This window comes from Nocardia sp. NPDC003269, assembly GCF_042888005.1.
Classification (GTDB): Bacteria; Actinomycetota; Actinomycetes; order Mycobacteriales; family Mycobacteriaceae; genus Nocardia.
In genome coordinates, this window is record NZ_JBIAPA010000002.1 from 511,125 (window position 1) to 536,493 (window position 25,369).

Consider the following 25,369-nt stretch of genomic DNA (forward strand, 5'->3'; position numbering starts at 1 on the left):
CGGCGTCGGCGAGGCGGCGAGCAACCCTACGGCGTCGGATCGACCCAGGCGGGCACGGCGTTGAGCAGCGACACCGGGCCGGTGTTGGCGGTTTCGGCGGGCTTGACGAACAGGTAGACGACGAACGTGGACACCCAGGTGGCCATGAGGATCGCCGTCGACTTACGTGGTTTCACTGATTCCTTCCTTACGCAGGGCGGCCGCGACGCGCACGCGCAGCTCACGCCCCACCTCGAATTGTTTGCCCGGCAATGTGCGGGCAACCATCCGGATGTTCATCTCGTCGAGCGAGAGATCTTCCACACCCATCACGGACGGCTCGTCGAGCAGCAGTGGCTTGAGGCGGCGGTCCTGGTAGGCCTTGGTGCACACCTCGTGCAGGATTTCGTTGATCTTGGTGATGTCGGCCTGGGCCGACACCGGCACGTCGATCGCGGCACGTGCCCAGTCCTTGGACAGGTTGGTCACCTTCACGATCTGCCCGTTCGGGACGGTGATGACCTCGCCGTCGGAGTTGCGCAGCGTGGTGATGCGCAACGTCACGTCCTCCACGGTGCCCTCGGCCGCGTCGGCCGATCCGGTGACCGCGATCCGCACCACGTCACCGAAGCCGTACTGACGCTCGGTGATCAGGAAGAACCCGGCCAGGATGTCCTGCACGATCCGCTGCGCGCCGAAACCGAGCGCCGCGCCGAGCACCGCCGCCGGGGCGACCAGACCGGTCACCGCGAAGCCGAGCCTGCGCAGCACCTCCATGCCGACCAGCACGTAGACGATGGTCAGCACCACCCAGGTGATGACCTGGGCCAGGGCGTGCCGGTGCTTGGCGGCCTCGGTGCGGACCAAGGCGTCGCTCGAGTGGAAGCCCGCGTCGATCTTGGTGGTCACCCGGTCGCGCACGAAGGCGGCGAACCGGCCGAACAGCATCGCGCCGACCACCAGCAGGACGATCTCGAGCCCGCTGGACCGCAGCCACGCGGTGATCTCCGGTGCCGTGTTGATCGCGAGGACGCCGCTCATCGCCTCGCCCCGGCCGAGAGTCGACGGGGCTTGCGCTGGCACAGTTCCGGTTCGCTCGAACACACACCCGAAAGGTTACAGCGGGGTCACGGTGCGCGGTCAAACGCGAACAGCGTCACACCGGCCGAGCGAACAGGTGGCTACGCGTCGGCCTGTTCCCGCATGCGCCAACGGATTCCGGACTCGATGAAGCCGTCGATATCGCCGTCGAGCACCGCCGAGGGATTGTTCACCTCATAGTTGGTGCGCAGGTCCTTGACCATCTGGTACGGGTGCAGCACGTAGGAACGCATCTGGTTGCCCCACGAGGCGCCCTCGTTGGTCTTGAGCGCGTCCATCTGCGCGCGCTCCTCCTGGCGCTTGCGCTCGAGCAGCTTGGCCTGCAGCACGCGCATGGCCGAGATCTTGTTCTGCAGCTGCGACTTCTCGTTCTGACAGGTCACCACGATGCCGGTGGGAATGTGGGTCAGGCGCACCGCGGAGTCGGTGGTGTTGACGCTCTGACCACCGGGGCCCGAGGAGCGGTACACGTCCACCCGGACCTCGCCCTCGGGGATCTCGATGTGGTCGGTGGTCTCGACCACAGGCAGCACCTCGACCTCGGCGAAGGAGGTCTGGCGGCGGCCCTGGTTGTCGAACGGGCTGATCCGGACGAGCCGGTGCGTGCCCATCTCCACCGAGAGTGTGCCGTAGGCGTAGGGCGACTTCACCGCGAAGGTGGCGCTCTTGATGCCCGCCTCTTCGGCGTAGGAGGTGTCGTAGACCTCGACGACGTACTTGTGCCGCTCGGCCCAGCGGATGTACATGCGCATCAGCATCTGCGCCCAGTCGGCGGCGTCGACGCCACCGGCGCCGGAACGGATGTTGACCAGCGCGTCACGCTTGTCGTACTCGCCGGAGAGCAGGGTGCGCACCTCCATCGCCTCGATGTCGACCCGCAGCGCGGCGCGCTCGGTGTCGGCGTCGGCGGTGGCCTCCGCGGCGGCCGCGCCCTCTTCGGACTCGGCCAATTCGTAGAGCACCGGCAGGTCTTCGAGGCGCTGGCGCAGTTCCTCCACGCGGCGCAGCTCGCTCTGCGCGTGCGACAGCTCGCTGGTCACCTGCTGGGCGTGGTCCTGGTTGTTCCACAGCTCGGGATCGGCCGCCTGGTGCTCGAGCTCATCGATGCGACGGCGTAGCTCCTCGACATCGAGGACCGACTCGACCGTCTTGAGCGTGGTGTCGAGTTCGGCGAGATCGGCGATAACGTCAGGATGCACGATTCCCAAGGTTACCGGTCGGCTCCGACACGGTGAAACACGCGCACCCGCGACGGCGCGCTGCGGTCAGCTCGCGATGGCGCGCAGGCCGCCGGGGCGCCGTCCGAGCAGCCGGTCCAGGGCCGTCGCACTGGCCTCGTCGGCGGGCAGCAGGACATAGAGCGACTGGTCGTCGTCGAGGGACAGATCCAGTGATTCGTAGGCCAGCCGCAGTGTGCCCGCCTCGGGATGGCTGATCCGGTTGATCCCGCCCGAGGGCGGCAGTCCCGGCAGCGTGGCCAGCCGATCGGTGAACGGCGCGCCCGCGGTGACCGTCAGCTCGTCGACCAGCGCGGCCACCATCGGGTCGGCGCGGTACGGGCCCTGCTTGAGCGAGGCCACCAGCTTGTCGGCGGCGGCGTCCCAGTCCGGGTACAGCTCGCGCGCGCCCGGATGGGTGAAGACGAACCGCGCCACATTGGCCGGTTCGCCCTGCTCGAACAGGCCGCTGGGGGACATCAGCGTGCGGTAGCCCGCGGTGCAGGCCAGCACCTCGGTGAACCGGTTGGTGATCGCGGCGGGCGCGGGTTCGAGCTGGTCGAGGATGGCGCGGATGGTCGGCCGGACGGTGCGGTTCGGGCCGTGCTCGGCGGCACCGCAGCTGAAACCGGACATGCCCTTGGTGAGCTGGTGCAGATGCACCCGTTCGCGCGGGCTCAGCCGCAGCGTGTCGGCCAGCGCCGACAGCACCGGCGGCGACGGATGCCGGTCGCGGCCCTGTTCGAGCCGGATCAGGTACTCCACGCTGACCCCGGCCAGCATCGCCACCTCGGCCCGGCGCAGCCCCGGCGTGCGCCTGCGCGTGCCCGCGGGCAGGCCGACCTCGGCGGGCGTCACCGCCTCGCGGCGGGTACGCAGGAACAGCCCGAGTTCGTTGTCGCTCACCCGATCGACGGTACCCACTCGCGCGGGCCGGAGAGTGGCCGTGCCACTACCACTCTCAGCGTGGTCTCCCTGACAGTTCCGCGACCGGCGACGGTAGTGACACCGGCCGATCGGGCCGGGCTCACGACAGAGGAGAACACGGTGTCCGCACAGCCACTGAAGCTCGCGATCATCATCGGCAGCGTCCGCGAGGGCCGGTTCGGTCCGGTGGTCGCGAACTGGTTCGCACAGCAGGTCGACGACCGTTTCGACGTCGACATCATCGATCTGGCCGAGGCCGACGTGTCCGCCGCGCTGCCCGCGGTGCCGCCCGCCCTCGACCCCGCGCCCGCCCGCCCGGCCGCGATGGGCGATCTGACCGAGCGCCTTGCCGCCGCCGACGCCTATGTCGTCGTCACGCCCGACTACAACCGCAGCTACCCGGCCGCGCTCAAGGCCGCCATCGACTGGCACTTCACCCAATGGGACGCCAAGGCGATCGGCTTCGTCGGCTACAGCGGCGGCTCCGGCGGACTGCTGGCCATCGAGCACCTGCGGCAGGTGTTCAACGAGCTCAATGCCCACACCGTGCGCAACTATGTGTCCTTCCCGCGCTACTACCTGCTCTTCGACGAGAACGGGCAGCTGCGGGAGCCCGCGGAGCCGGCGGCGGCGGCCCAGGCCCTGCTCGATCAGTTGCACTGGTGGGCAAGCGCTCTCGTCGCCGCCCGGTCGGCACAGGTCGCGGTCTGACGAGCGAGGCAGGCGGGCCGACCGCGTGCTCGGCCCGGGGCGAAGGCCGCCGTGCGCGGCCGCGGGCACACCTGCCGCCGCGCCGAGCGGCACGCCGTGGGCCGCGACGTCGCCGCGTCCGCGCGGCCAAATACACTGGCCCGCGTGGCTGCCTACTCCGCTGACCTGGACCTTGCCCTCCGACTGGCCGACGAGGCCGACGCGATCTCGCGGGTGCGTTTCGGCGCCGTCGACCTGAAGGTCGACGCGAAGCCGGACCTGACCCCGGTCTCGGATGCCGATCTGGCGGTCGAGCAGGTCATCCGGCGCGTGCTCGCCGCCGAACGCCCCGGCGACGCCGTGCTCGGCGAGGAATTCGGCGGCGACGCCGAGTTCACCGGCAGGCAGTGGGTGGTCGACCCGATCGACGGCACCAAGAACTTCGTCCGTGGCGTGCCGGTGTGGGCGAGCCTGATCGCGCTGCTCGTCGACGGGGTGCCGGTGGTCGGTGTGGTCAGCGCGCCCGCGCTGGGCAGGCGCTGGTGGGCGGCCGCGGGCTCGGGCGCGTGGGCCCAGGTGCACCCCGGCGCGCCGAAGCCGATCACGGTGTCGGCGGTGGGCGACCTCGACTCGGCCAGTCTGGCCTTCTCCAGCCTGTCCGGCTGGCACGAGCGCGGGCTGCGGGAGAAGTTCATCGACCTCACCGACGAGGTCTGGCGGGTCCGCGGCTACGGCGACTTCTTCAACTACTGCCTGGTCGCGGAGGGTGCGGTCGACATCGCCGCCGAGCCCGAGGTCTCGCTGTGGGACCTGGCCGCACTCGACATCCTGGTCCGCGAGGCCGGTGGCGCGTTCACCTCCCTGGACGGTCGATCCGGCCCGCACGGTGGCGACGCGGTGGCGAGCAACGGCCTGCTCCAGGACGAGGTCCTCGCCCGTTTGCGCGGCTGATCCGGGTTATCCACATGTGTGCGGAGGCCGGTGAACGCCGTCGTCGGGTCCGGTGGACGGACTGCGCGCCCGGCCCACGCTCGTAGGATGGCCCGGTGAGCAATTCCGGCGCCACAGCCCCCGATGTCGACGACTTCCCGCCCGAAGACTTCCCGCCCGACGACGCGTACCCGTCCGATGGTGGCTACCTCTCCGAGCACGATGTCGACGACACCGGCGGCTTCCACTTCGACGACCTCGCCCCGGCCACCCCTGGCCGCGCGGCGGCGCCCGCCCGCGCGGAGACCGCCGAGGAGGTGCTGCGCCGGGTCTTCGGCTACGACGCCTTCCGCGGCGACCAGGCCGACATCGTCGCGCAGGTCGTCGGCGGCGGTGACGCGCTGGTCCTGATGCCGACCGGTGGCGGCAAATCGCTGTGCTACCAGGTGCCCTCGCTGGTGCGGCCCGGTGTCGGCGTGGTCGTCTCGCCACTGATCGCGCTCATGCAGGACCAGGTCGACGCGCTCAGCGCGCTCGGCGTGCGGGCCGGGTTCCTCAACTCCACCCAGTCGCCGGATCAGCGGCGCACGGTGGAAGCGCAGTTCGTCGCCGGTGAACTCGACCTGCTCTATCTCGCGCCGGAGCGCCTGCGCCTGGAGTCCACGCTGCGGCTGCTCGACCGCGGCACCGTGGCGCTGTTCGCGATCGACGAGGCGCACTGTGTGTCGCAGTGGGGCCACGACTTCCGGCCCGACTATCTCGCGCTGTCGCTGCTGCACGAGCGCTGGCCCGATGTCCCGCGCATCGCGCTCACCGCGACCGCCACCGAGAAGACCCGCGCCGAGATCGTCGAGCGGCTCGACCTGGGGTCGGCGAAGCAGTTCGTCTCCAGCTTCGACCGGCCCAATATCCAGTACCGGATCGAGTCGAAGAACCGGGCCGACCGCCAACTGCTCGATTTCATCCGCGCCGAGCACCCCGGCGACGCGGGCATCGTCTACTGCCTCTCGCGCAATTCGGTGGAGAAGACCGCCGCGATGCTCAACGAGAACGGCGTGCGCGCGGTGCCGTACCACGCGGGCCTGGACAACCGGACCCGCGCCGAGAACCAGGCCAGGTTCCTGCGGGAGGACGGCCTGATCGTGGTGGCCACCATCGCCTTCGGCATGGGCATCGACAAACCCGACGTGCGGTTCGTCGCCCATCTCGATCTGCCCAAATCGGTGGAGGGCTACTACCAGGAGACCGGTCGGGCAGGCCGCGACGGGCAGCCGTCGACGGCGTGGATGGTCTACGGCCTCGCCGATGTCGTCCAGCAGCGCAAGATGATCGACTCCAGCGAGGGCGACGCCGCGCACCGCAGGCAGTTGCAGCTGCACCTGGACGCCATGCTCGCCCTGTGCGAGACGGTGGGCTGCCGCCGCGTCCAGCTGCTGAACTACTTCGGTCAGCCCGGCCAGGCCTGCGGCAACTGCGATGTGTGCCTGAATCCGCCGGAGACCTGGGACGGCACCGTCCCGGCGCAGAAGCTGCTCTCGACCGTGCTGCGGCTCAAACGCGAACGGGGACAAGCGTTCGGCGCGGGCCATCTGGTCGATATCCTGCTGGGCAAGTCGAACCCGAAGATCACCCAGCACCGGCACAACGAGCTGTCGGTGTTCGGCATCGGCACCGATCTGCGCGATACCGAATGGCGCGGCGTGACGCGTCAGCTGCTCGCCGGCGGACTGCTCGCGGTGCAGGGGGAGTACGGCGTGCTCGCGCTCACCGAGGCCAGCAACGAGGTGCTGTTCGAGGGCAAGAAGGTGCTGATGCGCCGGGAGCCCGAACGCGCCGCCCGGCCCGCGCGCGGCGCGAAATCGGCCAAGGCGGCGGTGGATCTGCCCGCGACCGACCTGCCGCTGTTCGAACGCCTGCGCGCGTGGCGGGCGGCGACCGCCAAGGAGCAGGGCGTGCCCGCCTACGTGGTGTTCCACGACGCGACCCTGCGCGAAATCGTTGCGCGCAAACCGGGTTCGCTCGCCGAACTCGGGACCGTCGGCGGCGTCGGCGAGAACAAACTGGCCCGCTACGGCGAGGGCGTACTGGCCGCGCTGACCGAGGAGTAACCGGCGAAGGAACCCGCGACGAACCGGGGCGGGGCGCGATACTGTCGAGGCATGGCGAACGGTGAAGGCTCCGAGAGCGAGTCGTCGGGCGGCACGAGCCAGGGCGGCGGCGATACTCCGCTGCCGCCGATCCCGCACCGGCACACCGACCCGGTCGTCGCGCCCAGCCTGCTCAGCGGCCACCACCCGGTGGTCCACCGGGGCAGGCCACGCTGGTCGACCGTCGCCCTGATCCTCGTCTTCGCCTCGGCGCTCGCCCTCTATCTGGCCCTGCGTCCGGGCGGCTGACGGCCGGGCCCTCGCGATCCGGTACCCGCGCGGTTCCGGAATCTTTGCGATGCTGCGGACCAGGAGACGACGCCGAGCACTGTGACCTGTGGTAGCCGCAGGTCATAGCCCCGCCGACCGCTCCGCCCGCGGCGCACTGTAGGCCTCCTCGACCGATCGAGCCGATCGGTCCCGGCCCGAGGAGGCGACGGGAATGCTGTGGGTGACCTGGGTGACGCGAGGGGTGTGCACTGCCCTGATCGCGACCGGATTCGTCTGTGCGACAGCACCGGAGGGCGCCGCCGAGCCCGCGACACCGATCGGCGTCGCGGACCTGCATCGGATGCTGACGCCGACGCTGCCCGGCACCTACGGCGACGACACCGCCGTGGTGATCCTCGGCTACGGCCTGACGCCCGAGGGCGACCTGCGCCCGGAACTGGTCCGGCGGTTACGGGCGGGCCTGGTGCAGGCGGTGTTCGCGCCGTGGTCGCCGATCATCGTCACCGGCGGGAACCCGCGGGCCGGGCTGAGCGAGGCCGACGCGATGGCCGACTGGCTCCTCGCGGCCGGTGTCGACCCGGCGCGGATCCTGCGGGAGCCGCAGGCCGATTCCACGGTGGCCAACGCCCGCTTCACCGCCGCGCTGATGGCCGAACACCACCTGCGCGCGGCCGTGCTGGTGACCTCCGGCGACCACGTCGACCGGGCCAGGGCGGCCTTCGACGACGCGGGCGTGCTCGTCGTCGGCGAGCTCACTCCCGACCGCACGCTCTGGCCGGTGCTGCCGCTGCGGATCGACCGCTTCGGTCCCGCGCTACCGCGCGGTTAGCCGTTCGCTGTGACCGGACACAGTGTTTCGTCATGTGACCGCCGCCGCGCCGTCGGCCCGCCATCGTTGGGCCCAGGGGGTCCGCCGTTCCCGTCCGTCAACTCCGAGGTGACATCCAATGACGCTCCAGCTGTCCGACCGCGACATCCTGGCCGAACTCGAACCGACCGCCGAAGCGAACCTGAACGACCACCTGGCCAAGGCCAAGGACTGGCACCCGCACGACTACGTGCCGTGGGACGAGGGCCGCAACTTCGCCGCGATGGGCGGCATCGACTGGGACCCGGAGCAGTCCCGGCTCAGCGAGGTGGCCAAGGCGGCGATGATCACCAACCTGCTCACCGAGGACAACCTGCCCTCCTACCACCGCGAGCTGGCCGACACCTTCGGCTTCGACAACGCCTGGGGCACCTGGGTCGGGCGCTGGACCGCCGAGGAGAACCGGCACGGCATCGTCATGCGCGACTACCTGGTGGTGACGCGCGCGGTCGACCCGGTCGCGCTCGAGGAAGCCAGGATGGCGCACATGACCGCGGGCATCGCCAAGCCGGAGAAGGGCTCGCAGTTCCTCAAGGGCGTCGCCTACGTCACGTTCCAGGAGCTGGCCACCAGGATCAGCCACCGCAACACCGGCAGGCTGTGCGACGACCCGATCGCCGACCGCATGCTGGCGCGCATCGCGACCGACGAGAACCTGCACATGGTCTTCTACCGCAAGCTCTGCGCGGCCGCCCTCGACCTCACTCCCGACGCGACCATGCGCGCCATCGCCGATGTCGTCCTGCGCTTCCAGATGCCCGGCCTGAACCAGCCGAACTTCCGCCGCAACGCGGTCCTGCTCGCCAAGCACGGCGTCTACGACCTGCGCCAGCACCTCGATGTCGTGCTCGAGCCCGTGCTGCGCACCTGGAAGGTCTTCGACCGCACCGACCTCGGCGAGGAGGGCGAACGCGCCCGCGACGAACTGCACGCCTACCTGCTCGACCTCGAGGCCAAGGCGACCCGCTTCGAGGAACAGCGCGACCGGGCACTGGCCCGCGCCCTCGAACGCGCGGCGAGCTGAGGGCGGGGCGGACCTTGGAATAAACGGCTGGCGCGGTCACTTAGAGTTGACCGTTATGAAGGAAAAGGGCAGGAAGGTCATCGCGACCAACCGCCGGGCGCGGCACAACTACACGATCCTCGACACCTATGAGGCGGGGATCGCGCTGGTCGGCACCGAAGTGAAGAGCCTGCGCGAAGGTAAGGCGTCCCTCGTCGACGCCTTCGCGACCGTCGACAACGGCGAGGTCTGGCTGCGCGGCCTGCACATTCCGGAGTTCAGCCACGGCACCTGGACCAACCATTCGCCGCGGCGCACCCGCAAGCTGCTGCTGCACAAGCGCGAGATCGAGCACCTGGTCGGCAAGTCCAGGGAGGGCAACCAGACGCTGGTGCCGCTGTCGATGTACTTCTCCGACGGCAAGGTGAAGGTCGAGCTCGCGCTCGCCAAGGGTAAGCAGGACTACGACAAGCGCCAGGACCTCGCCCGCAGGCAGGCCGAGCGGGAGGTCACGCGCGAGATCGGTCGACGGGTCAAAGGCATGCGTTGATCTCCGTCCTGCTCGCCCTCGTGGCGGCGGCGGGCTACGGAGTCAGCGATTTCTTCGGCGGGATCGCCGCCCGGCGGGTCACTGCCCTGCGGGTGGTCGTCGTGTCCTACCCGTTCTCGGTGCTGCTGGTCCTGCTGATCGCGCCGCTGGTCGGCGGGCACGCGGACGCGGCATCGATGCTGTGGGGCCTGGCCGCGGGCGTGGCCAGCGGGCTGGCGGTGTGGTGGTTCTACGCCGCGCTCGCCGACGGGCCGATGTCGGTGGTGTCGCCGGTGACCGCGGTGCTGGTCGCCGGGATCCCGGTGGTCGCCGGGTTCTTCCTCGGCGAGCGGCCGGGCCCGGCGGCCATCGCGGGGATCGCGCTCGCGCTGGTCGCGGTCGTGCTGGTCAGCCGGGAAGCGCCCGACGAGACGACCGAGGAGATCATCGGCGGCCGCGAACTGCGCTTCACCCGCCAGGTCGCGCTGTTGACCGTCGGTTCCGGTGCCGCGTTCGGATTCGCCTTCTTCTTCCTGCACGAGACCAGCGCGAGCGCCGGGCTGTGGCCGCTGCTCGGCCAGCGCGCCGCCGCGACGGCCGTCGTCTGGACCTCCGCACTGGCCGCGGGCCAGTTCCGCGGCCTGCACGGGGAACCGCTGCGGCTGGCGCTGGCGGTCGGCGTCCTCGATGTGATCGCCAACGCGGCGCTGCTGTACGCCTTCCACGGATCGTTGCTGTCGGTGGTCAGCGTGATCGGCTCGCTGTATCCGGCCGCGACCGTGCTGCTGGCGATGGTGCTGCTCGGCGAACGGATCAGCACGACGCAGAAGGTGGGCATGGTGCTCGCGCTCGCGGCGGTCGCCATGATCGCCGCGAGCTGACGCCGACTACAGCCGGGTGCAGGGTTCGTGCAGGTTCAGCTTTTCCAGCGTGCTGCCCTGGTAGCCGACCTCGATCGCCCGCGCGCCCATCGGCGCCGCCTTGTCCGGCTCGAACACCGAGGTCCACTCGCCACTCAGATCGGGTTCGTTCGCGCCCGCCGGATGGATGACGACCATGCCTTCACCGTCGGGGCGCAGATCCGTGATCGTGCGGCGCAACCCGGCCCGGGTGAGCTCCCGCTCCTCGGCCGCCGCGATGAGCAGGGCCTTGAGCGGATAGGAGATCGCCCAGCCGAGCGAATAGCCGAAGTTGGCCGGTTCGCGATCGATGGCGGCGCGGGCGTGCCGGGCGCCGACGCTGTCGCCGTTCCAGCTGTCGACCGGGGTCGTGTAGTTGTAGAGCGCCGTCAGCGCGGGGGCCGCGGCGGTCTGCAGCAGCGCCGCGTTCCAGGTCGGCAGCGAGCCGAGGAAGCGGCCGGTGTAGCCCGACTTCACCAGTTTGCCCACGATCTCGGCGGTCTCGGCCGGACCGGTGGCCAGCATGACCAGGTCGGGGTCGGCGGCCAGGATCTCCTCGACCGGCCCGTCCTGATTGCCGACCTCACCGTTGGGGCCGGTGTCGATCCGGTCGGCGATGGTGGCGCCGTTGGCGATCGCCCACTTCAGCGCGCCGCTGGCGTAGTCGCCGCCGTAGTTGCCGCGGTAGGCGACGACGGCGATGTTGTGCGGCGCGTAGTGGGTGCGGGTGAACCAGTCCAGGCCGGTCACCGCCTCGGTGCAATAGGAATAGCCCGCGCTGAGCACCAGGTTGCGGTCGGCGCTGCGGTAGTTCCAGCCCGACCACTGGGTGGCCGCCACGCTGACCATGTCGTCGGCGTCCATCTGATTGAGCATCGCGATGGTCTGGGCGGTGCCGAAGCTCATCGCCAGCGCGAGCACGTTCGGCTCGATCTCGGCGTAGGCGGTGCGGTGCGTGCGCGGGTCGAGGGAGGTGTTGCGGGTGTTGGTGGTGATGTCGATGTCGTAGCCGCCGATGCCGCCCGCCTGGTTCACCTGGTTCCAGAACGCCAGCTGGCCCTCGTTCATCGACGCGCCGAGCGCGGTGAACGGGCCGTTCGCCAGGTCGGACAGCACGCCGAGGTAGATGCACCCCCGGTCCCTGTGCGGTGATCCGGGACACGGTGCGCTGGTCACACCCGGACCGGCGGTCGATTCGCCGGCGGAGCAAGCGGCAGCGAGGACGAGACCGGCCACGACGGGCACAGCCGCCGACCGACGCAGCCGACTGGTGAATGCCATGAGGTAACTCCTTGTTCCAGCCGCACACGGGATCTCGCGCGTCCCGGCCCGGCCGATCGAGAACAGTACCCCGGTCGACCGGCGCGTCTACCCGGATCGGCGGTGCGAATCAGTGTGGTTCGCTGACGAGTCACATCGGCGACACCCCGCGCTGGCAGAAATATCGGGAAGATTCGCGGCGACGGCAGTGTTAACATGACTAGCCCGCACGGTGCGGGCACGTACGGGGCTGAACGGTTTCGACTGCGTACGTTGATTCAGGGGAAGCGTGTCGGTGCAGGCAAGAGACCACCGTAAGCGTCGTTGCAACCAATTAAGCGCCGATTCCAATCAGCGCGAGTACGCCCTCGCTGCCTAAGTAGCAGGTCGTCTCTGTCAGACCGGGTTCGTCCCTCGATCCGGACCCTGGCATCAGCTAGAGGGAATTACCGTTCGGCTCGGTCGCGGAGTCGGACGGGACATCTAACAGCGACTGGGATCGTCATCCGGGCTTGTTCGCGAGACCTGGAGGTCCGAGTAGAGACAGAGCGAACTGCACACGGAGAAGCCCTGATGGCACGACGGAGGACCCGGGTTCGATTCCCGGCAGCTCCACTCGAAGCCCCTCACCTGGAATCCAGGTGAGGGGCTTTTCGCTTCGGTCTACCCGCCGGCCCTGCGGCGGAAGGTGCGCTTGCCCCCTGCCCCGGACTGGGTGCCGCGCACCTTGGCGGCGTTCTGCCCGGCGCCGCCGAGCCCGGCCTTCCCGTTCTTGCGCTCGAGTGCTTCGCGGAACTTCCGCTTGGTCGCTTCTTCCTGCGTTTCGGTTGCGTCGCCACCGGTGAGTTCGGTGGCGGGTTCTAGTTCGTCGGCCATCACCACAGCCTGCCACCTTTCGGCCGATCGTCGAATCCGCAGGCGGGCAACCGCTGTCAGGTCAGGCTCGCCACCCAGGAACCGTTGCACCCCAGTTCCGTGTTGAGCCCGGCGTCGAATACCCAGACGACCTCGGCGGGCGGATTCATGGTGAAGTTCCAAGCATGTCTCTCCCCACCACCCCGGCGGAACCATCGCCACCGGCCGTTGTCACGTTGCGGCGCAACGCTTTCGGTAGACGCTAGGGGAGGTCGGGCTGTGTGACTCTTGCGTAATTCGTAAAGCCACAGGTCAGCGGAGCGGAGGTCGTGTCCGGTCCGGACGGATTCCGTCGATCATTCCCCCGGAACGGCGGGTGGGCGGTCGGGGACGAGGTGGGTGGCCAGGGCGGTGCCGATGGGGATGGCGTTGTTGGTGGCGGGGGAGGTGGGGCCGTGGGTGGTGTAGACGATGATGGTGGTCTGGGTTTTGGTGTCGTAGAGGGCGACGCCGTTGTAGCCGCCGTAGGCGGGGTTCATGTAAAGCCAGTCGGCCAGGTGGACGACGCCGAAGGCGAAGTACTTCTCGGTGGTGAACGGGCCGAGGCCCGCGGTGGAGGGGCCCATCATCTGCTGGAACTGGTCGGGGGTGAGGCGTTCGCCGGTGGCGAGGGCGCGGACCCAGCGGCCGAGGTCGGCGACGGGGGCGTTCATGTTGCCGCTGTGCAGGAAGGCGGTGGGGTTCCAGAAGGTGGAGTCCTCGAAGCCGTTGCGCTCGTTGGTGTAGCCGTGCAGGTAGGGCTCGTCGATCGCCGGGTTCAGGACGACCTTGCTGTCGTGCATGCCGAGCGGGATCAGGATGTGCTGGGCGATCAACTCGCCCAGTGGCTTCCCGGTGGCGTTCTGCAGCACCTCGCCGAGGACGACGAGATCGCTGTGCGCGTAGCCGAAGTCGGTGCCGGGTTCGAAGAGCGGTGGACGGGCGTTGGCGCGTTCGAACAGCTGGGGCGCGGTCCACTCGCGGATCGGGTTCTCGGCGAAGATCTTCAGGAACTCCGGGTCGGTGACGTAGTCGGCGATGCCGGAGGTGCTGTCGGCGAGCATGCGCGGGGTGATCTTGTCCGCGCGCGGGAAGTCGGGCAGCCAGCGGGCGATGGGTTCGTCCATCTTCAGCACGCCGTCGCCGTCGAGCCGCCACAGCACGGTCGACAGCATCGGTTCCATCGGCTGGCCGACGCGCACCTTCATCTCGGGGGTCGCGGGGACGCCCAGCGGGGATCCGCCGAACGCGCCGAGCGCGATCTGCTCCTCGCCCCGCCAGACGCCGTAGACGGCCGAGCTGACCCCGAGCCCGGTCACCTTGCCGCGCACGATGTCGGTGATCGCGGTGGCCTCGGGACTGTCCGGCGGCGCGGTCGACGACCCGGTGTCGCTGCCGGACCCGCAGGCCGCGGTGCCGAGGACGAGCAGGAACGCGAGCACCGCGGACGCGCTACGGTGCCCCCGGTACCGGGGCGACACGCTCATGACGGCGATCCCTTCGTGGAAGAAAACTCACCCGAGCAGCGCAGTCGAATCTACGCCGCCCCCTTCCGCCGGAACAGCCCATCGGTAGGATCCTGCGAGGCGGGGCGGGCCAGGAGGGATGTGGCTGTGATCGAGGTGTGGGGTGCGCGCGTCGCCGTGCGGTACGCGGACGGCAGGCTGGTGACGACGCCGCTGCGGGCCGACAACGAGACCGCGCTCGATGTCGCCGTGGCCGAGCTGGCCCGGATCGCGCTCGCGACCACCGACGACGACCAGCTGGCGATGCTGCTGTTCTTCCGGTCGTCGGAGTTCCGCGTCAACGGCTCGGCGACCGACCGGCATCCGGTCCCGGTGTTCCTCGAGCTCGGGGTGCGCGAGCAGGCGCAGGTGCTGGTCCGGGCGGTCGAACGCGATCTGGTCAGCCTGCGTCGGGTGTTCCCGCCGCGGCCGAATCTCGTGCCGCCGCGCCCGGTGCCGGGCCCGAACGGTCCGCGCAGGCCCGATGTCGCGGCCGCGGCGGACCGAATGCGCTTCGCGGGCAACTCGGTCCGCGAGATCGACATCCTGCACGGCTGCGCCCGGCCGGACGAATACGTGCTGGAGCTGGCTCAGGCGGGACACGAGGGTGCGCCGGGACTGGTCGCGATCACCACGCTGCGGCTGCTGTTCGTCTCGGCGTGGGCGATCTACGAGTTCCCGGTCGCCGTGCTCACCGGCGCCGAGGTGCGCACCCCGCCGGGGCAGGTGGTGACGCTGCGCGTGTCGGGCGCGGGCAGCGACCTGGACTTCCTCGACTGGGAGCCCGAGGATTTCGGCCGGGTCGCCGAGGCGCTGCGGCTGGCCTGCGAGATCGAGCACGTCGACGGGTCGATCTCGCCGTCGCTGCCGTCCTCGGCCGACCTGTTCGGCGAATGGCAGCTGCTGGTGGAGCGGCGCAAGCTGGGGATGGTCGCCGACGATCCGTTCCGGCGTCAGGCCGTCGGCATCATGCTGGCGATGCCGGGCTGAACACCGGCGCGCCCCGGTGCAGGGCCACCCGCCGCCACGGGCTCGACGGTCGCAGGTGCAGTCCGGCGATCATCCGCCTGCGTTCGGCGATCTGGGTCCTGGCGGCCGAGAGATCCTGCGCGGCGGCCCAGAAGATGGCGCCGGTGAGGAAGCCGTCGCCGAACTGGCGCCAGTTGCGGTAGTGCTGCCGGGCCCGGTCGAGGCCGGTCAGCATGTGCTCCCACGCCTCGTCCTCGGTGAGATACCCGGCGGTGCAGGCGGCGCGGGCGATGAAGACCAGCCGGGCCAGGTCCCAGGCGGTGGCGTCGGTCTGCAACGGGGTCGGCAGGCTCTCGGTGATGCCGAGTTTGATCGCCTGCAGCCAGGCGTCGTAGTCGCGGTCGATGCCGGCGGGCCCACGGTAGCCACGGAAACCCGAGAGGGTGTGCAGGAACTCGCGATGCTCGTCGGCCAGGCCGGTGCGGTCGACCCGCCCGGTCTCGGTGGCCGCGGCCACGGCCAGCGGGTGGACGAGCTCGAACAGCGGCGCGTGCATGCCGGCGAGCAGCCTGCGGATGGTGTCGCGCGCGTCCTCGGCGTTGTCGACGCCCCACGATTCGTGCAGGCCCTCGATGGCGGTCTCGCGCCGGGTCGCGGTGCTGTCGTCCTCCTCGGGCAGGAACGCGACCGCGTCGCAGTAGGCGCCCCAGCTGCGCCCGTAGTAGGCGCCGACGGCGAGCGCCCTGATCCGGTCGTCGTCGACCGCCGCGCCCGACCAGACATCGGGTTCGTCATCGATGTCGGAGCCGGGAAATCCCGCGACCCGCGGTCGCCGCACTGATCCTGCCGGTTGCATGGAGCGCACCCCTCCGCCGAGCCGAAACGTTGTGCCGCCAGATCTTACGACCGATCCCGCGCCGGGTGGCAGTCAGGCCTCGTCGGCCGCGCGGGCGGGCAGTCGCGCGAAGCCGGGGTGCACGCCGGGATCGAGGCCCTGCTGGTCGGCGACGCGGGCGAGCAGATCGGCGAGCTGGTCGTGTTCGGCGGGTGACAGGGCGGCGGTGAGGTCGGCTTCGTGGGCTTGCAGTACCGGCCAGAGGTCGCCCATCAACGCGAACGCGGCCTGGGTCGGGTGCAATTCGTGGTTGCGCCGGTCGGTCGCGCTGCGCCTGCGTTCGACCAGGCCGAGCCGGTCGAGATTGTCGAGCAGGGCGACGACCCGGCTCGGGACGACGCCCAGGTCCGCCGCGAGCGCGCGCTGACTGCGCCCCGGCGCCGCGAGCACCATCCGCAGCACGCCGATATCGGGCGGGGTGAGGCCGAACGCGGCGATCCGTTCGGCGAATCGCTGGGCCGCGTGCGCTCCGAGCTGGGCGAGCAGGAACGCGACCTGCCTGCCCGGCGGCCGCGGCAGCGCATCCTCTTGCTCCGACTCCGTCACGGGGTTATCGTACACACGCCGCAATCGTTCACCATGATGAATGATTCACTAAAGAGAACGGATTACCGTCGTGGCAACCCACTCCCTTCCCGTCCGCACCGCCCCGCTCGCCGCCGGTCCACCGCCCGGCGCCTTCGCTGTCGCGGCGGCCGCGCTGTTCGTCGGTGGCCTGATCGGCGGCACCATCGCCGCCGGTGGCGCCGTCTTTCCCTCGCCGTTCGCCGACCCGGCCGACGCACTGTCCTACTTCACCGACCACCGCTCCGCCGTCCGGCTCGGCGCCACCCTGCAGTTCGCGGCGGCCATCCCGGGCGCACTGTTCGTCGCGGCGATCGCGGCACGGCTGCGCGCCGCGAGCCTCGCGCTCACCGGCGGCGCCATGGCGATGGCGTTCCTGATGCTGTCCGGGGTCTCGACCTGGGTGCTGAGCGTGCCCGAGGTCCTCGCCGAACCCGCGCTGGTGCGGGCGCTGCACACCTTCGCCTTCGTCGTCGGCGGCCCGGCGAACGTCGTCGGCACCGGGCTGCTCGTCGCGGGGATCGCCCTGCCCGTGCTGTCGACGCGCCCGCTGCTCGCCCGGATCGGACTGGCCATCGCCGCGGTGTCCTGCGCGACGACCGCGGCCCTGATGCGGACCGAGGCGGCCTTGCTGCTGCCGCTGGCCCGGTTCAGCGGGCTGGCCTGGCTGATCACGGCGGGCTTTCTCGTCCCGAAATCCCTTGTCGCCGAAACGGAGTGACCTCATGAGCGATCAGACCGAAAAACTCGTCCGCTTCCAGCGCCCCGAGCGGTCGCTGCCCTATCTGCCCGGCCTCGACCCCGCCCGTATCGCGCCGCTGTTCGGCCTCACCGCCGACGACTACGCCGCGCTGTGCCGGGCCTTCGACGACGAAGCCCGCTGGGCCGCCGCCGCGCTGCTCGACGACACCGAGGTCGCCGCCGCCGTCGACCGGCTGCCGCTGCGGCCGGGGCAGCACGTCGTCGCGCTGGGTGAGAGCTCCACCGCCGACCGGATGTCCTGGTTCGAGATCCTGCGCCACCTGCTCGACCTGCGCCGCCCCCGCGACGAGATCACGCTCACCAATCTCGCGGTCTCCGGCGCGACGACGACCCAGACGCTGAACCTGTTGCCCGCCCTGCATTTCCAACGGCCCGACCTGGTGGTGTGTCAGCTCGGCGCCAACGACGCGCAGCGCATCGGCGGCCTCGACGGGCCCCGGCTGGTCGGCCTCGCCGAGGCCGAACGCAACCTGCGCATCCTGCGCGCGAACAGCGCGGCGGAGTGGATCTGGCTGACGCCCACCGCCATCGACGAATCCCGGGTCGCTGCCTTCGCGCCGTTCCGTCGCGTCGACATCGCCTGGGCGGCGGCCGACATCGCCGCCACGGCCGAGATCCTGCGCGAACTCCCGGATCTCACCGTCGACGTCGAGCACGAGACCATGCCGCCGGGCGAGGAGCCACTGCTGCTCGACGACGGCGTGCACGCCTCGGCGGCGGGGCAGCAGGCCGTGGCCGCGTCGTTCGTCGCCGCGCTGTCCTGACCGGTGGTGTCCCGAACCGGACGACGGCACGCGGCACGGTCCTGCCGCGACCCGACGAGTCAGCGGCCGAAGGCCCGCAGCTGGTAGAGCCCGCGCGAGGTCGCGACCGTGGTGCCCGCGGCGTCGGTGACGACGGCCTCGAGCACGAAATCGGCCTTGCCCGCGGCCGCGGCCTCGGCGGCGACCCGGGTGATGTCGTCCTCGCTCAGCGTGGCCTCGGCGCGCAGGTCGGTGCGGGCCATCGCCCGGAACGCGATGTCGAAGGACTTCACCAGCGGATAGAAGGCCGAGGTGTCGAAGCTGCCCGCGGTGATCGCACCGCCGAGCACCTCGGCGACGGTGAACTGCACGCCCGCGTAGATGGCTCCGAAGTGATTGCCGTTGCCCTCGATCGGCACGGTGGTGACGGCGTGGCCGCGCCCCACCTCGAGCACCCGGACCCCCATTTTCGCGGCCACCGGCATGGCCACCTCGATGACGCTGTTGACGGTGTCGACCAAGTCGTCTGCGGGCATGGGCCGCGTCCTTTCGCGAAACGGGACCTCACTGTCCCGACGCCAGCCAGGGTATCGATTGCGGGCCGGTGGCGGAGCGATTCGTCGGTGGTCGGGGTTACCGTCGAAGGCGTGGCGGAATACCGGGAACGCGCGGCGCGGCTGGATCGCGCCGTCGTGTGGACGCGCGCGGTGCCTGAACCGGCCGGCCCGGTCACGGTGTTCCCCGACGGCTGCATGGACCTGATCTGGACCGAGGGCACGCTGATGGTGGCCGGTCCGGACAGTCGCGCCGTCCAGGTACCCACCGCCAGGGCCGCGGAGTTCGTCGGCATCCGGTTCGCGCCGGGCACCGCGCCCGCGCTGCTGGGTATACCCGCTGTCGAACTGCTCGATCAGCGGGTCGACCTGGCCGATCTCTTCCCCGATCGCCGGGTCCGCGCGCTGGTCGACCGGGTGGACAACGCGCCCGACCGCGTTGCGGCCTTGGAATCGATCGTGTTGCGATTCGCTTCCGACGCGGCACCACCCGACCCGGCGCTCGCCGGGATCGTCGACGCCATCGCCGCGGGCACCACCGTGGCGCGCACGGCGGCCGCGGCGGGGATGTCCGCGCGTTTGCTGCACCGGCGCTCCCTGGCCGCTTTCGGCTACGGACCCAAGATGTTGGCCCGGATTCTGCGCTTCCAGCGCGCGCTCGCGGCGGTGCGCGCGGGCCTTCCGGCGGCGGAAACCGCCGCGGTCACCGGCTTCGCGGACCAGGCGCATCTGTCCAGGGAAGTCCGTGACCTGGCCGGATGCTCGGTGCGCGCGTTACAAGCGGGCTGAGCCTCGCGCCCGTGCCCGGAAAGTCTCATTCGGCAAGGTCGTACCGGCGAGTTACGCTCACAAGGCACGCCCCGTCGTATGTGCCAGGCAAGTCCGAACCACCGACGAGAGGATGTGAACCCGATGATCGACGTATCCGTGTACTCCACGCTCCGTATCGAGGCCGAAAGAGACGAAGTCCGTCGACTTGTCGTCGGAGCGGTCGTCGTCCGCCACAACCGGGTGCTCATCCTCCGCCGCCGACGATCGGATTCGCTGAGTGGTCGCTGGGAGCTACCGAGTGGGGTCGTGCAGCCGGGGGAGTCGCTCGACGACGCGGTGGCGCGCGATGTCTTCGAGGCGACCGGCCTGCGGGTCACCGAGGTCAGCGACTACCTGGGCGAATTCGACTACCTTTCCGGGCGCGGTGCCCGCACGCGGCAGTTCACCTTCGTCGTCGACGTCGCCGCCACCGGACCGGTGACGCTCACCGATCACGACACCCACCTGTGGACCAGGCTGACCGGCGAACCGCCGGTCAGCGACGAGGTCGGCGAGCTGCTGGGCCGCTATCAGCGGCGTCAGCGCGATCCCGGTGGCTGGTCGGCCTATTCGCTGGGCAGCGGGGCGTAGAGGTCGATGCCCTGGCCGTCGGGGTCGGCGAGCGTGGCGTAGCGCTGGCCCCAGACGGCGTCCCACGGCGCGAGTTCTCCGTGATAGCCGGCGTCGACGAGCTCGGCCCAGAGCTTGTCGACCTCGGCCGGGTCGGCGCAGCGGAACGCGATCCCGCTGCGTCCGTGCCCGGTCGGCGGCTGCCAACCGGGGGTGAACGAGGCGATCACCTGTTCGGTGTCCAGGGCCAGGCGCAGGCCACCGCCGACCTGTGCTTCGGCGTGGCCCTCGGATTCGGCGCCCTCGGGGAACACGAGCCCCAGTTTGCGGTAGAAGGCCACCGAGGCGGCCATATCGGAGACGACGATCGAGACGACATCGAGCTGAGGAGTCATATCCGCAGCGTAGACACGGGCGTGTGGTGTCGTCTTGAACGAATCGGACGTCCGGGCCGCCGGTCTCAGCGGGCCGGGACCGGCACCAGTTCGGCGATCAGATTGCCGATCAGGATCTGCAGGTGGTCGCGAATGCTGCGGACCACCTCGATCGGCTGCCCGGCCGGATCGGCGAGAACCCAGTCCCGGTAGCTGATCCCAGGGAAGTACGGACACACCTCGCCGCAGCCCATGGTGACCACCACATCGGATACTCCGACGGCGTCGTCGGTGAGCGGCTTGGGCCGTTCCCCGGCGATGTCGATGCCGATCTCGGCCATCACCGCGACGGCGGCGGGGTTCAGCTCGGCCGCCGGGTCGCTGCCCGCGGTCCGCACGTCGATCCGGTCGCCCGCCATCGCCCGTAGGAAACCCGCCGCCATCTGCGATCTACCCGCATTGTGGACGCAGACGAACAACACGCTGGGAGTGTGGGCCATGGTCGCCCTTTCGGCGCAGGGGCGAAGTGCTTGTGGCGCTTCGGGTATCACCGACCATCATTCCATCCGCACCGGTGGGTGTGGGGGCGACCGGCGACACTGTTGTCCGGCGGATGTCCGCCGTCAGCTCAGCGGCCCGAGCACCCGGTTCACATAGTCGTTGGCGAAGACGCCGGTGGGATCGAAGCGGCGGCGCACCTCGGTGAACCGGTCCCATTCGGGGTAGCGGGGGCGCAGCGTCTCGGCGGTCTGGAAATGCCGCTTACCCCAGTGCGGCCTGCCCTGGTAGCGGTCGAACACCGCCTCGCAGGCGCGGAAGTACGGCTCCCACACCATGCCCTCGTACTGGTGCACGGCGATGTAGCAGGTCTCGCGCCCGCCCGCGGGGGACAGCAGCGCGTCGTCGGGGGCGACCCAGCGCACCTCGATCGGCATCGGGGTGCCGAATCGCTTGGTGACATCGAGGATCTCGCCGATCGCGGCGCGCGCGTGCTCGCGCGGGATGGCGTATTCCATCTCGTTGAACTTCACCAGGCGCGGGGTCGCGAAGACGCGGTAGGACCGGTCGATCTTGCGATTGTTGCTGCCCGCCTTGGTCGCGAGCCGGTGGATCGCCGGGACCGTGGCGGGCACCCGCCTGCCCAGCTTGCACATGGTGTCGTACAGATGATTCGACAGCAGGACGTCGTTGAGCCAGGCGCCCGCCTTGCCGCGCGGCTGCTCGGGTTCGGTGCTGCGGTTGCTCGACTTGGTCATCGCCACATCGGCGTGCGCGAAGGCGAAGAACTCGAAATGGTCACTGCCGTCGGCGAGTTCGTCCAGATTCGCGAGCACGTCGGCGATCGGGACCGGCCGCTCGACGAGGTCGAGCACGAACGAGGGCTCGAGCTGCAGGGTCACCGCGGTGACGATGCCCAGCGCGCCGATGCTGACCCGCGCCGCGCGCCAGCCGTCCGGATCGGTCTCCTCATTGAGCTCGACCGTGGTGCCGTCGGCGCGCAGGATCTCCACCGAGTGCAGCGCGGCGGAGATGTTGCACAGCTTGGCGCCGGTGCCGTGGGTGCCGGTGGCGGTCGCGCCCGCGATGGTCTGGGTGTCGATATCGCCCAGGTTGGGGAAGGCCAGGCCGTGCGAGTGCAGCAGCGGGCTCGCCGCGTGCAGGGTCAGTCCGGCTTCGACCCGGACGCGGCCGGTCGCGGTGTCGACGTCGAGCACCCGGTCCAGGCCGCCGAGATCGATCAGGGTGCCGTCGGTGAGGACGGCGTCGGTGAACGAATGGCCCGATCCCGCGACGCGCACGGTCCGGCCCGCGGCGGCGGACGCGGTGACGATCTCGGCCAGTTCTTCGACGCCGCGCGGTGCGGCGACGACGGCGGGTGAGCAGCGCTGCTCGCCCGCCCAGTTCACCCAGGAGCTGTTGGTCATGTGTCCAACTGTAGAGGATGGACTGTGACGCGCGCTACTGGTGCTGGGAAGAAGTACTGCTCAGCGGCGTCGGCCGAGGCAGCCCGCCGCCTTGGCGCGCTCGACCTCGTCATCGGTCAGCGGGGCGACGAGCAGGGGCCTGCGCGGCACGGCGTCGGTGCGGACGCCGTTGAGGGTGATGGCCATATAGCGCTGCCACACTTCGGAATTCACCGGTCCGGCGAACTCGGCGAAGGAGTTCACCATGTGGATCAGGGCGAAGAAATCGGTGGTGGTGACATCGGGGTGCACGGCCCCCGCGTCGCGCGCGCGATCGATGATCGCGGTCACCGAGGGGCGGATCCGATCGCGCAGTTCGGCGAAGCGGGCCGGGTCTTCCTCGAGCTCGAGCATCACCTCGCCGAAACCGCGATTGGTCGCCAGGTGCTTGCACGCGTCTTCGAAGAACTCCACCAGGCCCAGCCAGGGATCGGGGTTGTTCATGGCGGCGTCGGCGGCGTCGGCGAAGTCGACCATGTGCTGGTCGAAGACCTCGGCGATCAATTCCTTCTTGTTCGCGAAGCGGCGATAGACGGTGCCGACACCGACGCCGGCGCGCTCGGCGACGTCGTCGAGGGTGATCTCCAGGCCGTGATCGGCGAACAGTTCACGCGCGGCGGCGACGATGCGGGCCTGATTGCGCGCGGCGTCGGCGCGCAGTCGGCGGGGTGGTGCGGCAGTCGTCGTGGCGTGATTCACAGGTACATCCTACCAATCGAGGGATTAAGTGGAGGTGGTTTCTCCGTTACTCTGGTAGCTTCGAATGAAGCGGAGGCGGTATCTCCGATTATGCCACCCGAAATCGACCCAGCCGACCTACAAGGGGAGTTATGACCACCACACTCGACACCGGGACGAAGCGTCCCGCGGCCGCGGATACCGGCCGCCGCGGGTCGCACGCCCTGCGCTGGTGGGTGCTTGCCGTCCTCGGCATCGCCCAGCTGATGGTCGTGCTGGACGCGACGATCGTGAACATCGCCCTGCCGGCGGCCCAGGCCGACCTCGGCTTCGGCGACGGTGACCGGCAGTGGGTCATCACCGGCTACGCCCTGGCCTTCGGCAGCCTCCTGCTGCTCGGCGGCAGGCTCAGCGACCTGTTCGGCAGGCGCAACACCTTCATCATCGGCCTGATCGGCTTCGCGGTGGCCTCGGCCATCGGTGGCGCGGCCACCAGCTTCGAGATGCTGGTCGCGGCCCGCGTCGGCCAGGGTGTCTTCGGCGCGCTGCTCGCGCCCGCCGCGCTCTCGCTGCTGACGGTCACCTTCACCGAACCCGGCGAGCGGGCCAAGGCCTTCGGCATCTTCGGCGCGGTCGCCGGTGCCGGTGGCGCCATCGGCCTGCTGCTCGGCGGCGCGCTCACCGAGTGGGCGTCGTGGCGCTGGGCGATGTACGTCAACCTGATCTTCGCCGCCGTCGCCCTGGTCGGCGCCGTGCTGCTGCTGGCCAAGCACACCGCGACCACCCGGCCCAAGCTGGACTGGCCGGGCACGATCGCCGTCACCGCCGCGCTGTTCGGCATCGTCTACGGCTTCTCGCAGGCCGAGTCCGAGGGCTGGACCGCGCCGTCCACGCTGGCCTTCCTGATCGGTGGCACGGTGTTGCTGGCCGCGTTCGCCTGGATCGAGACCCGGGTCGCGCATCCGCTGCTGCCGCTGCGCATCGTGGCCGACCGCACCCGTGGCGCGTCCTACCTGACCGTGTTCATCATGGGCATCGGGATGTTCGCGATCTTCCTGTTCCTGACCTATTACATGCAGCTGACCCTGGGCTACTCGCCGATCATGACCGGCGTCGCGTTCCTGCCGATGGTCGCGGGCATGGTGGCCTCCTCGACCACCGCGCCCTCGCTGCTGCTGCCGAAGGTCGGGCCGAAGGTCGTCATCAGCGGTGGCTTCCTGGTCGCCGCGGCGGGCATGCTGTGGCTGACCCGGATCGGTCTCGACACCGGCTACGCCACCCACATCCTGCCCGCGCTGATCCTGCTCGGCCTCGGCCTCGGTGGCGCGATGTCGGTGGCGTTCCAGGGCGCGACCGCCGGTGTGCACCACGACGACGCCGGTGTCGCCTCGGCGATGGTCAACACCAGCCAGCAGGTCGGCGGTTCCATCGGTACCGCGCTGCTGAGCACCATCGCGGCCTCGGCGATGACCGACTACGTGTCCTCGCACCAGCCCGGCCCGCTCACCATGGCGCAGGGCGCGATCGAGAGCTACACCACCAGCTTCTGGTGGGCGACAGCCACATTCGTGCTCGGTGCGATCGTGATCGGCCTGCTCATGCCGAACACGGTGCCCGCGCCGGCCGAAGGTGAGCCGGTGCTCGCGCACTGACCTGCCGGAAACGCCACGACGGCCCGGACCGAGATCGGTCCGGGCCGTCGTGTTTTCCGTGCCACGGCGGGCTCCGCCGCGTGGGTGCTGGGAGTTTGCCCGCGGCCGTGCTCCCACCGTCGTTGCGGGCCACCGCCCGTCCGGCTGTCGGTGCGTCTCGATACCATGAGCAACGACCACCATCGGATCGGCAGGGGAGGGCAGCGCATGGCATCGCGGCCCCCGGCGCTCGATCCGGCCGTCCTGGCGGCGATCTCGGTGGGTGGTGGCCTCGGGGCGACGGCGCGTTTCGGCGTCGCGCAATCGTGGCCGGTGCGGCCGGGCGAGTTCCCGTGGTCGACGCTCACTGTCAACGTCGTCGGCTGCTTCGCGATCGGGGTGCTGATGGTGACGGTCACCGAACTGTGGGCGGCGCCGAAACTGGTGCGCCCATTCCTGGGAATCGGTGTGCTGGGCGGGTTCACGACTTTCTCCACCTTCGGCCTCGAGCTTCGTAGACTGATCGACACCGGTGCGGTGGCCACGGCGGTGGCCTATCTCGGGCTGTCGATGCTCGCCGGGCTCGGTGCTGTCGTCGTGGCCATGGCCGCGACGAGGTGGGTGGCGGGGCGGACCACATGAATCCGACGACGGAAGGTGCCATCCGATGATCGA

The 25,369-nt window shown here is 70.1% G+C and carries 29 protein-coding genes and 1 other RNA gene; 16 read left to right on the forward strand and 14 right to left on the reverse strand.

Annotated elements, in window-relative coordinates; genetic code table 11:
- Positions 1 to 26: 26 nt before the first annotated feature.
- The 4 genes from ACFYWJ_RS12780 to ACFYWJ_RS12795 all read right to left on the reverse strand — a co-directional run bounded on the left by ACFYWJ_RS12780 (position 27) and on the right by ACFYWJ_RS12795 (position 3,203).
- Entirely contained in the window at positions 27 to 176 is a 150-nt protein-coding gene (locus ACFYWJ_RS12780; protein ID WP_189026920.1) for a hypothetical protein, read from the reverse strand.
- Complete coding sequence (locus ACFYWJ_RS12785) at positions 163 to 1,020, reverse strand: mechanosensitive ion channel family protein (protein WP_218717628.1); 858 nt, start codon at positions 1,018 to 1,020, stop codon at positions 163 to 165. Before ACFYWJ_RS12785 ends, ACFYWJ_RS12780 begins: the two co-directional genes overlap by 14 nt.
- Positions 1,021 to 1,160: 140 nt before the next feature.
- Entirely contained in the window at positions 1,161 to 2,279 is a 1,119-nt protein-coding gene (prfB, locus tag ACFYWJ_RS12790; protein WP_355283071.1) for a peptide chain release factor 2, read from the reverse strand.
- Between the two features lie 66 nt (positions 2,280 to 2,345).
- On the reverse strand, positions 2,346 to 3,203 hold the full coding sequence (locus tag ACFYWJ_RS12795; protein ID WP_355283068.1) for a helix-turn-helix transcriptional regulator: 858 nt from the start codon (positions 3,201 to 3,203) through the stop codon (positions 2,346 to 2,348).
- Positions 3,204 to 3,344: 141 nt separating this feature from the next.
- On the opposite strand from ACFYWJ_RS12795, the gene ACFYWJ_RS12800 reads away from it, so the two are divergent.
- The 8 genes from ACFYWJ_RS12800 (at position 3,345) to ACFYWJ_RS12835 (ending at position 10,503) form a co-directional block, all read left to right on the forward strand.
- Complete coding sequence (locus tag ACFYWJ_RS12800) at positions 3,345 to 3,935, forward strand: NAD(P)H-dependent oxidoreductase (RefSeq protein WP_355283065.1); 591 nt, start codon at positions 3,345 to 3,347, stop codon at positions 3,933 to 3,935.
- A gap of 144 nt (positions 3,936 to 4,079) precedes the next feature.
- Positions 4,080 to 4,865, forward strand: a complete 786-nt coding sequence (hisN, locus tag ACFYWJ_RS12805; RefSeq protein WP_355283062.1) for a histidinol-phosphatase — start codon at positions 4,080 to 4,082, stop codon at positions 4,863 to 4,865.
- A gap of 95 nt (positions 4,866 to 4,960) precedes the next feature.
- Positions 4,961 to 6,952: a DNA helicase RecQ gene (gene recQ, locus ACFYWJ_RS12810; protein ID WP_355283059.1), complete on the forward strand. Its 1,992-nt coding sequence runs from the start codon at positions 4,961 to 4,963 to the stop codon at positions 6,950 to 6,952.
- Between the two features lie 51 nt (positions 6,953 to 7,003).
- Positions 7,004 to 7,240 (forward strand): hypothetical protein, encoded by a 237-nt coding sequence (locus tag ACFYWJ_RS12815; RefSeq protein WP_355283056.1) that lies wholly within the window; start codon positions 7,004 to 7,006, stop codon positions 7,238 to 7,240.
- A gap of 193 nt (positions 7,241 to 7,433) precedes the next feature.
- A complete protein-coding gene (locus ACFYWJ_RS12820) occupies positions 7,434 to 8,051 on the forward strand; it encodes a YdcF family protein (RefSeq protein WP_355283054.1) in 618 nt (205 codons plus the stop codon).
- A 118-nt stretch (positions 8,052 to 8,169) separates the two neighbouring features.
- Entirely contained in the window at positions 8,170 to 9,114 is a 945-nt protein-coding gene (locus ACFYWJ_RS12825) for an acyl-ACP desaturase (protein WP_355283051.1), read from the forward strand.
- 55 nt (positions 9,115 to 9,169) lie between these two features.
- Positions 9,170 to 9,643 (forward strand): SsrA-binding protein SmpB, encoded by a 474-nt coding sequence (gene smpB / locus ACFYWJ_RS12830; RefSeq protein WP_110036321.1) that lies wholly within the window; start codon positions 9,170 to 9,172, stop codon positions 9,641 to 9,643.
- A complete protein-coding gene (locus ACFYWJ_RS12835) occupies positions 9,640 to 10,503 on the forward strand; it encodes an EamA family transporter (RefSeq protein WP_355283047.1) in 864 nt (287 codons plus the stop codon). Before smpB ends, ACFYWJ_RS12835 begins: the two co-directional genes overlap by 4 nt.
- A 6-nt stretch (positions 10,504 to 10,509) precedes the next feature.
- Here the strand turns inward: ACFYWJ_RS12835 and ACFYWJ_RS12840 are convergent, their stop codons facing one another.
- The gene (locus tag ACFYWJ_RS12840) at positions 10,510 to 11,802 is read right to left on the reverse strand and encodes an ABC transporter substrate-binding protein (RefSeq protein ID WP_355283044.1); all 1,293 of its coding nucleotides are present in this window, start codon (positions 11,800 to 11,802) and stop codon (positions 10,510 to 10,512) included.
- A gap of 225 nt (positions 11,803 to 12,027) precedes the next feature.
- On the opposite strand from ACFYWJ_RS12840, the gene ssrA reads away from it, so the two are divergent.
- Positions 12,028 to 12,399, forward strand: a transfer-messenger RNA (tmRNA) gene (ssrA, locus tag ACFYWJ_RS12845).
- A 45-nt stretch (positions 12,400 to 12,444) separates the two neighbouring features.
- Here ssrA and ACFYWJ_RS12850 read toward each other — a convergent pair.
- Both ACFYWJ_RS12850 and ACFYWJ_RS12855 read right to left on the reverse strand, forming a co-directional pair.
- Complete coding sequence (locus ACFYWJ_RS12850; RefSeq protein ID WP_355283041.1) at positions 12,445 to 12,657, reverse strand: DUF5302 domain-containing protein; 213 nt, start codon at positions 12,655 to 12,657, stop codon at positions 12,445 to 12,447.
- Between the two features lie 335 nt (positions 12,658 to 12,992).
- Positions 12,993 to 14,162 carry a serine hydrolase domain-containing protein gene (locus ACFYWJ_RS12855; RefSeq protein ID WP_355283039.1) on the reverse strand — a complete coding sequence of 390 codons (1,170 nt, stop codon included), beginning with the start codon at positions 14,160 to 14,162 and terminating at the stop codon, positions 12,993 to 12,995.
- Positions 14,163 to 14,282: 120 nt separating this feature from the next.
- Here ACFYWJ_RS12855 and ACFYWJ_RS12860 point away from each other — a divergent pair, with 120 nt between their 5' ends.
- Positions 14,283 to 15,170, forward strand: a complete 888-nt coding sequence (locus tag ACFYWJ_RS12860) for a hypothetical protein (protein WP_355283036.1) — start codon at positions 14,283 to 14,285, stop codon at positions 15,168 to 15,170.
- On the opposite strand, the gene ACFYWJ_RS12865 is transcribed toward ACFYWJ_RS12860, so the two are convergent.
- Both ACFYWJ_RS12865 and ACFYWJ_RS12870 read right to left on the reverse strand, forming a co-directional pair.
- Complete coding sequence (locus tag ACFYWJ_RS12865; RefSeq protein WP_355283033.1) at positions 15,148 to 15,987, reverse strand: DUF1266 domain-containing protein; 840 nt, start codon at positions 15,985 to 15,987, stop codon at positions 15,148 to 15,150. The two genes, ACFYWJ_RS12860 and ACFYWJ_RS12865, sit on opposite strands and share 23 nt — an antisense overlap.
- A 90-nt stretch (positions 15,988 to 16,077) precedes the next feature.
- Positions 16,078 to 16,590: a MarR family winged helix-turn-helix transcriptional regulator gene (locus ACFYWJ_RS12870; protein ID WP_355283030.1), complete on the reverse strand. Its 513-nt coding sequence runs from the start codon at positions 16,588 to 16,590 to the stop codon at positions 16,078 to 16,080.
- Positions 16,591 to 16,660: 70 nt separating this feature from the next.
- Between ACFYWJ_RS12870 and ACFYWJ_RS12875 the strand changes: the two genes are divergently transcribed.
- Both ACFYWJ_RS12875 and ACFYWJ_RS12880 read left to right on the forward strand, forming a co-directional pair.
- Positions 16,661 to 17,329: a hypothetical protein gene (locus tag ACFYWJ_RS12875; protein ID WP_355283028.1), complete on the forward strand. Its 669-nt coding sequence runs from the start codon at positions 16,661 to 16,663 to the stop codon at positions 17,327 to 17,329.
- Between the two features lie 4 nt (positions 17,330 to 17,333).
- On the forward strand, positions 17,334 to 18,134 hold the full coding sequence (locus ACFYWJ_RS12880; protein ID WP_355283025.1) for an SGNH/GDSL hydrolase family protein: 801 nt from the start codon (positions 17,334 to 17,336) through the stop codon (positions 18,132 to 18,134).
- Between the two features lie 59 nt (positions 18,135 to 18,193).
- On the opposite strand, the gene ACFYWJ_RS12885 is transcribed toward ACFYWJ_RS12880, so the two are convergent.
- On the reverse strand, positions 18,194 to 18,649 hold the full coding sequence (locus tag ACFYWJ_RS12885; RefSeq protein ID WP_355283022.1) for a YiiD C-terminal domain-containing protein: 456 nt from the start codon (positions 18,647 to 18,649) through the stop codon (positions 18,194 to 18,196).
- Between the two features lie 111 nt (positions 18,650 to 18,760).
- Between ACFYWJ_RS12885 and ACFYWJ_RS12890 the strand changes: the two genes are divergently transcribed.
- Both ACFYWJ_RS12890 and ACFYWJ_RS12895 read left to right on the forward strand, forming a co-directional pair.
- A complete protein-coding gene (locus ACFYWJ_RS12890; protein ID WP_355283019.1) occupies positions 18,761 to 19,456 on the forward strand; it encodes a helix-turn-helix domain-containing protein in 696 nt (231 codons plus the stop codon).
- Between the two features lie 123 nt (positions 19,457 to 19,579).
- A complete protein-coding gene (locus tag ACFYWJ_RS12895) occupies positions 19,580 to 20,068 on the forward strand; it encodes an NUDIX domain-containing protein (RefSeq protein WP_355283016.1) in 489 nt (162 codons plus the stop codon).
- On the opposite strand, the gene ACFYWJ_RS12900 is transcribed toward ACFYWJ_RS12895, so the two are convergent.
- The 4 genes from ACFYWJ_RS12900 to ACFYWJ_RS12915 all read right to left on the reverse strand — a co-directional run bounded on the left by ACFYWJ_RS12900 (position 20,044) and on the right by ACFYWJ_RS12915 (position 23,084).
- Positions 20,044 to 20,442 (reverse strand): VOC family protein, encoded by a 399-nt coding sequence (locus tag ACFYWJ_RS12900; RefSeq protein WP_355283013.1) that lies wholly within the window; start codon positions 20,440 to 20,442, stop codon positions 20,044 to 20,046. The genes ACFYWJ_RS12895 and ACFYWJ_RS12900 overlap by 25 nt on opposite strands.
- A 65-nt stretch (positions 20,443 to 20,507) precedes the next feature.
- Positions 20,508 to 20,921 carry an arsenate reductase ArsC gene (locus ACFYWJ_RS12905; protein WP_355283010.1) on the reverse strand — a complete coding sequence of 138 codons (414 nt, stop codon included), beginning with the start codon at positions 20,919 to 20,921 and terminating at the stop codon, positions 20,508 to 20,510.
- Between the two features lie 123 nt (positions 20,922 to 21,044).
- Positions 21,045 to 22,346 (reverse strand): D-arabinono-1,4-lactone oxidase, encoded by a 1,302-nt coding sequence (locus tag ACFYWJ_RS12910; RefSeq protein ID WP_355283008.1) that lies wholly within the window; start codon positions 22,344 to 22,346, stop codon positions 21,045 to 21,047.
- A gap of 60 nt (positions 22,347 to 22,406) precedes the next feature.
- Positions 22,407 to 23,084: a helix-turn-helix domain-containing protein gene (locus tag ACFYWJ_RS12915; protein WP_355283005.1), complete on the reverse strand. Its 678-nt coding sequence runs from the start codon at positions 23,082 to 23,084 to the stop codon at positions 22,407 to 22,409.
- Between the two features lie 131 nt (positions 23,085 to 23,215).
- Between ACFYWJ_RS12915 and ACFYWJ_RS12920 the strand changes: the two genes are divergently transcribed.
- Positions 23,216 to 24,715, forward strand: coding sequence for an MFS transporter (locus ACFYWJ_RS12920; protein WP_355283002.1), 1,500 nt, complete (start codon positions 23,216 to 23,218; stop codon positions 24,713 to 24,715).
- A gap of 207 nt (positions 24,716 to 24,922) precedes the next feature.
- Positions 24,923 to 25,336, forward strand: a complete 414-nt coding sequence (gene crcB / locus ACFYWJ_RS12925) for a fluoride efflux transporter CrcB (protein ID WP_355282998.1) — start codon at positions 24,923 to 24,925, stop codon at positions 25,334 to 25,336.
- Positions 25,337 to 25,369: the final 33 nt, after the last annotated feature.

Bases quoted from the DNA above. Each gene is read 5' to 3' on its own strand.
- crcB (WP_355282998.1), top strand. From the start codon at position 24,923: ATGGCATCGCGGCCCCCGGCGCTCGATCCGGCCGTCCTGGCGGCGATC.
- ACFYWJ_RS12910 (WP_355283008.1), bottom strand. From the start codon at position 22,346: ATGACCAACAGCTCCTGGGTGAACTGGGCGGGCGAGCAGCGCTGCTCA.
- ACFYWJ_RS12855 (WP_355283039.1), bottom strand. From the start codon at position 14,162: ATGAGCGTGTCGCCCCGGTACCGGGGGCACCGTAGCGCGTCCGCGGTG.
- ACFYWJ_RS12885 (WP_355283022.1), bottom strand. From the start codon at position 18,649: ATGCCCGCAGACGACTTGGTCGACACCGTCAACAGCGTCATCGAGGTG.
- smpB (WP_110036321.1), top strand. From the start codon at position 9,170: ATGAAGGAAAAGGGCAGGAAGGTCATCGCGACCAACCGCCGGGCGCGG.
- ACFYWJ_RS12920 (WP_355283002.1), top strand. From the start codon at position 23,216: ATGACCACCACACTCGACACCGGGACGAAGCGTCCCGCGGCCGCGGAT.
- ACFYWJ_RS12815 (WP_355283056.1), top strand. From the start codon at position 7,004: ATGGCGAACGGTGAAGGCTCCGAGAGCGAGTCGTCGGGCGGCACGAGC.
- ACFYWJ_RS12825 (WP_355283051.1), top strand. From the start codon at position 8,170: ATGACGCTCCAGCTGTCCGACCGCGACATCCTGGCCGAACTCGAACCG.
- ACFYWJ_RS12895 (WP_355283016.1), top strand. From the start codon at position 19,580: ATGATCGACGTATCCGTGTACTCCACGCTCCGTATCGAGGCCGAAAGA.
- ACFYWJ_RS12880 (WP_355283025.1), top strand. From the start codon at position 17,334: ATGAGCGATCAGACCGAAAAACTCGTCCGCTTCCAGCGCCCCGAGCGG.
- ACFYWJ_RS12900 (WP_355283013.1), bottom strand. From the start codon at position 20,442: ATGACTCCTCAGCTCGATGTCGTCTCGATCGTCGTCTCCGATATGGCC.
- ACFYWJ_RS12905 (WP_355283010.1), bottom strand. From the start codon at position 20,921: ATGGCCCACACTCCCAGCGTGTTGTTCGTCTGCGTCCACAATGCGGGT.
- ACFYWJ_RS12850 (WP_355283041.1), bottom strand. From the start codon at position 12,657: ATGGCCGACGAACTAGAACCCGCCACCGAACTCACCGGTGGCGACGCA.
- ACFYWJ_RS12840 (WP_355283044.1), bottom strand. From the start codon at position 11,802: ATGGCATTCACCAGTCGGCTGCGTCGGTCGGCGGCTGTGCCCGTCGTG.
- ACFYWJ_RS12785 (WP_218717628.1), bottom strand. From the start codon at position 1,020: ATGAGCGGCGTCCTCGCGATCAACACGGCACCGGAGATCACCGCGTGG.
- ACFYWJ_RS12820 (WP_355283054.1), top strand. From the start codon at position 7,434: ATGCTGTGGGTGACCTGGGTGACGCGAGGGGTGTGCACTGCCCTGATC.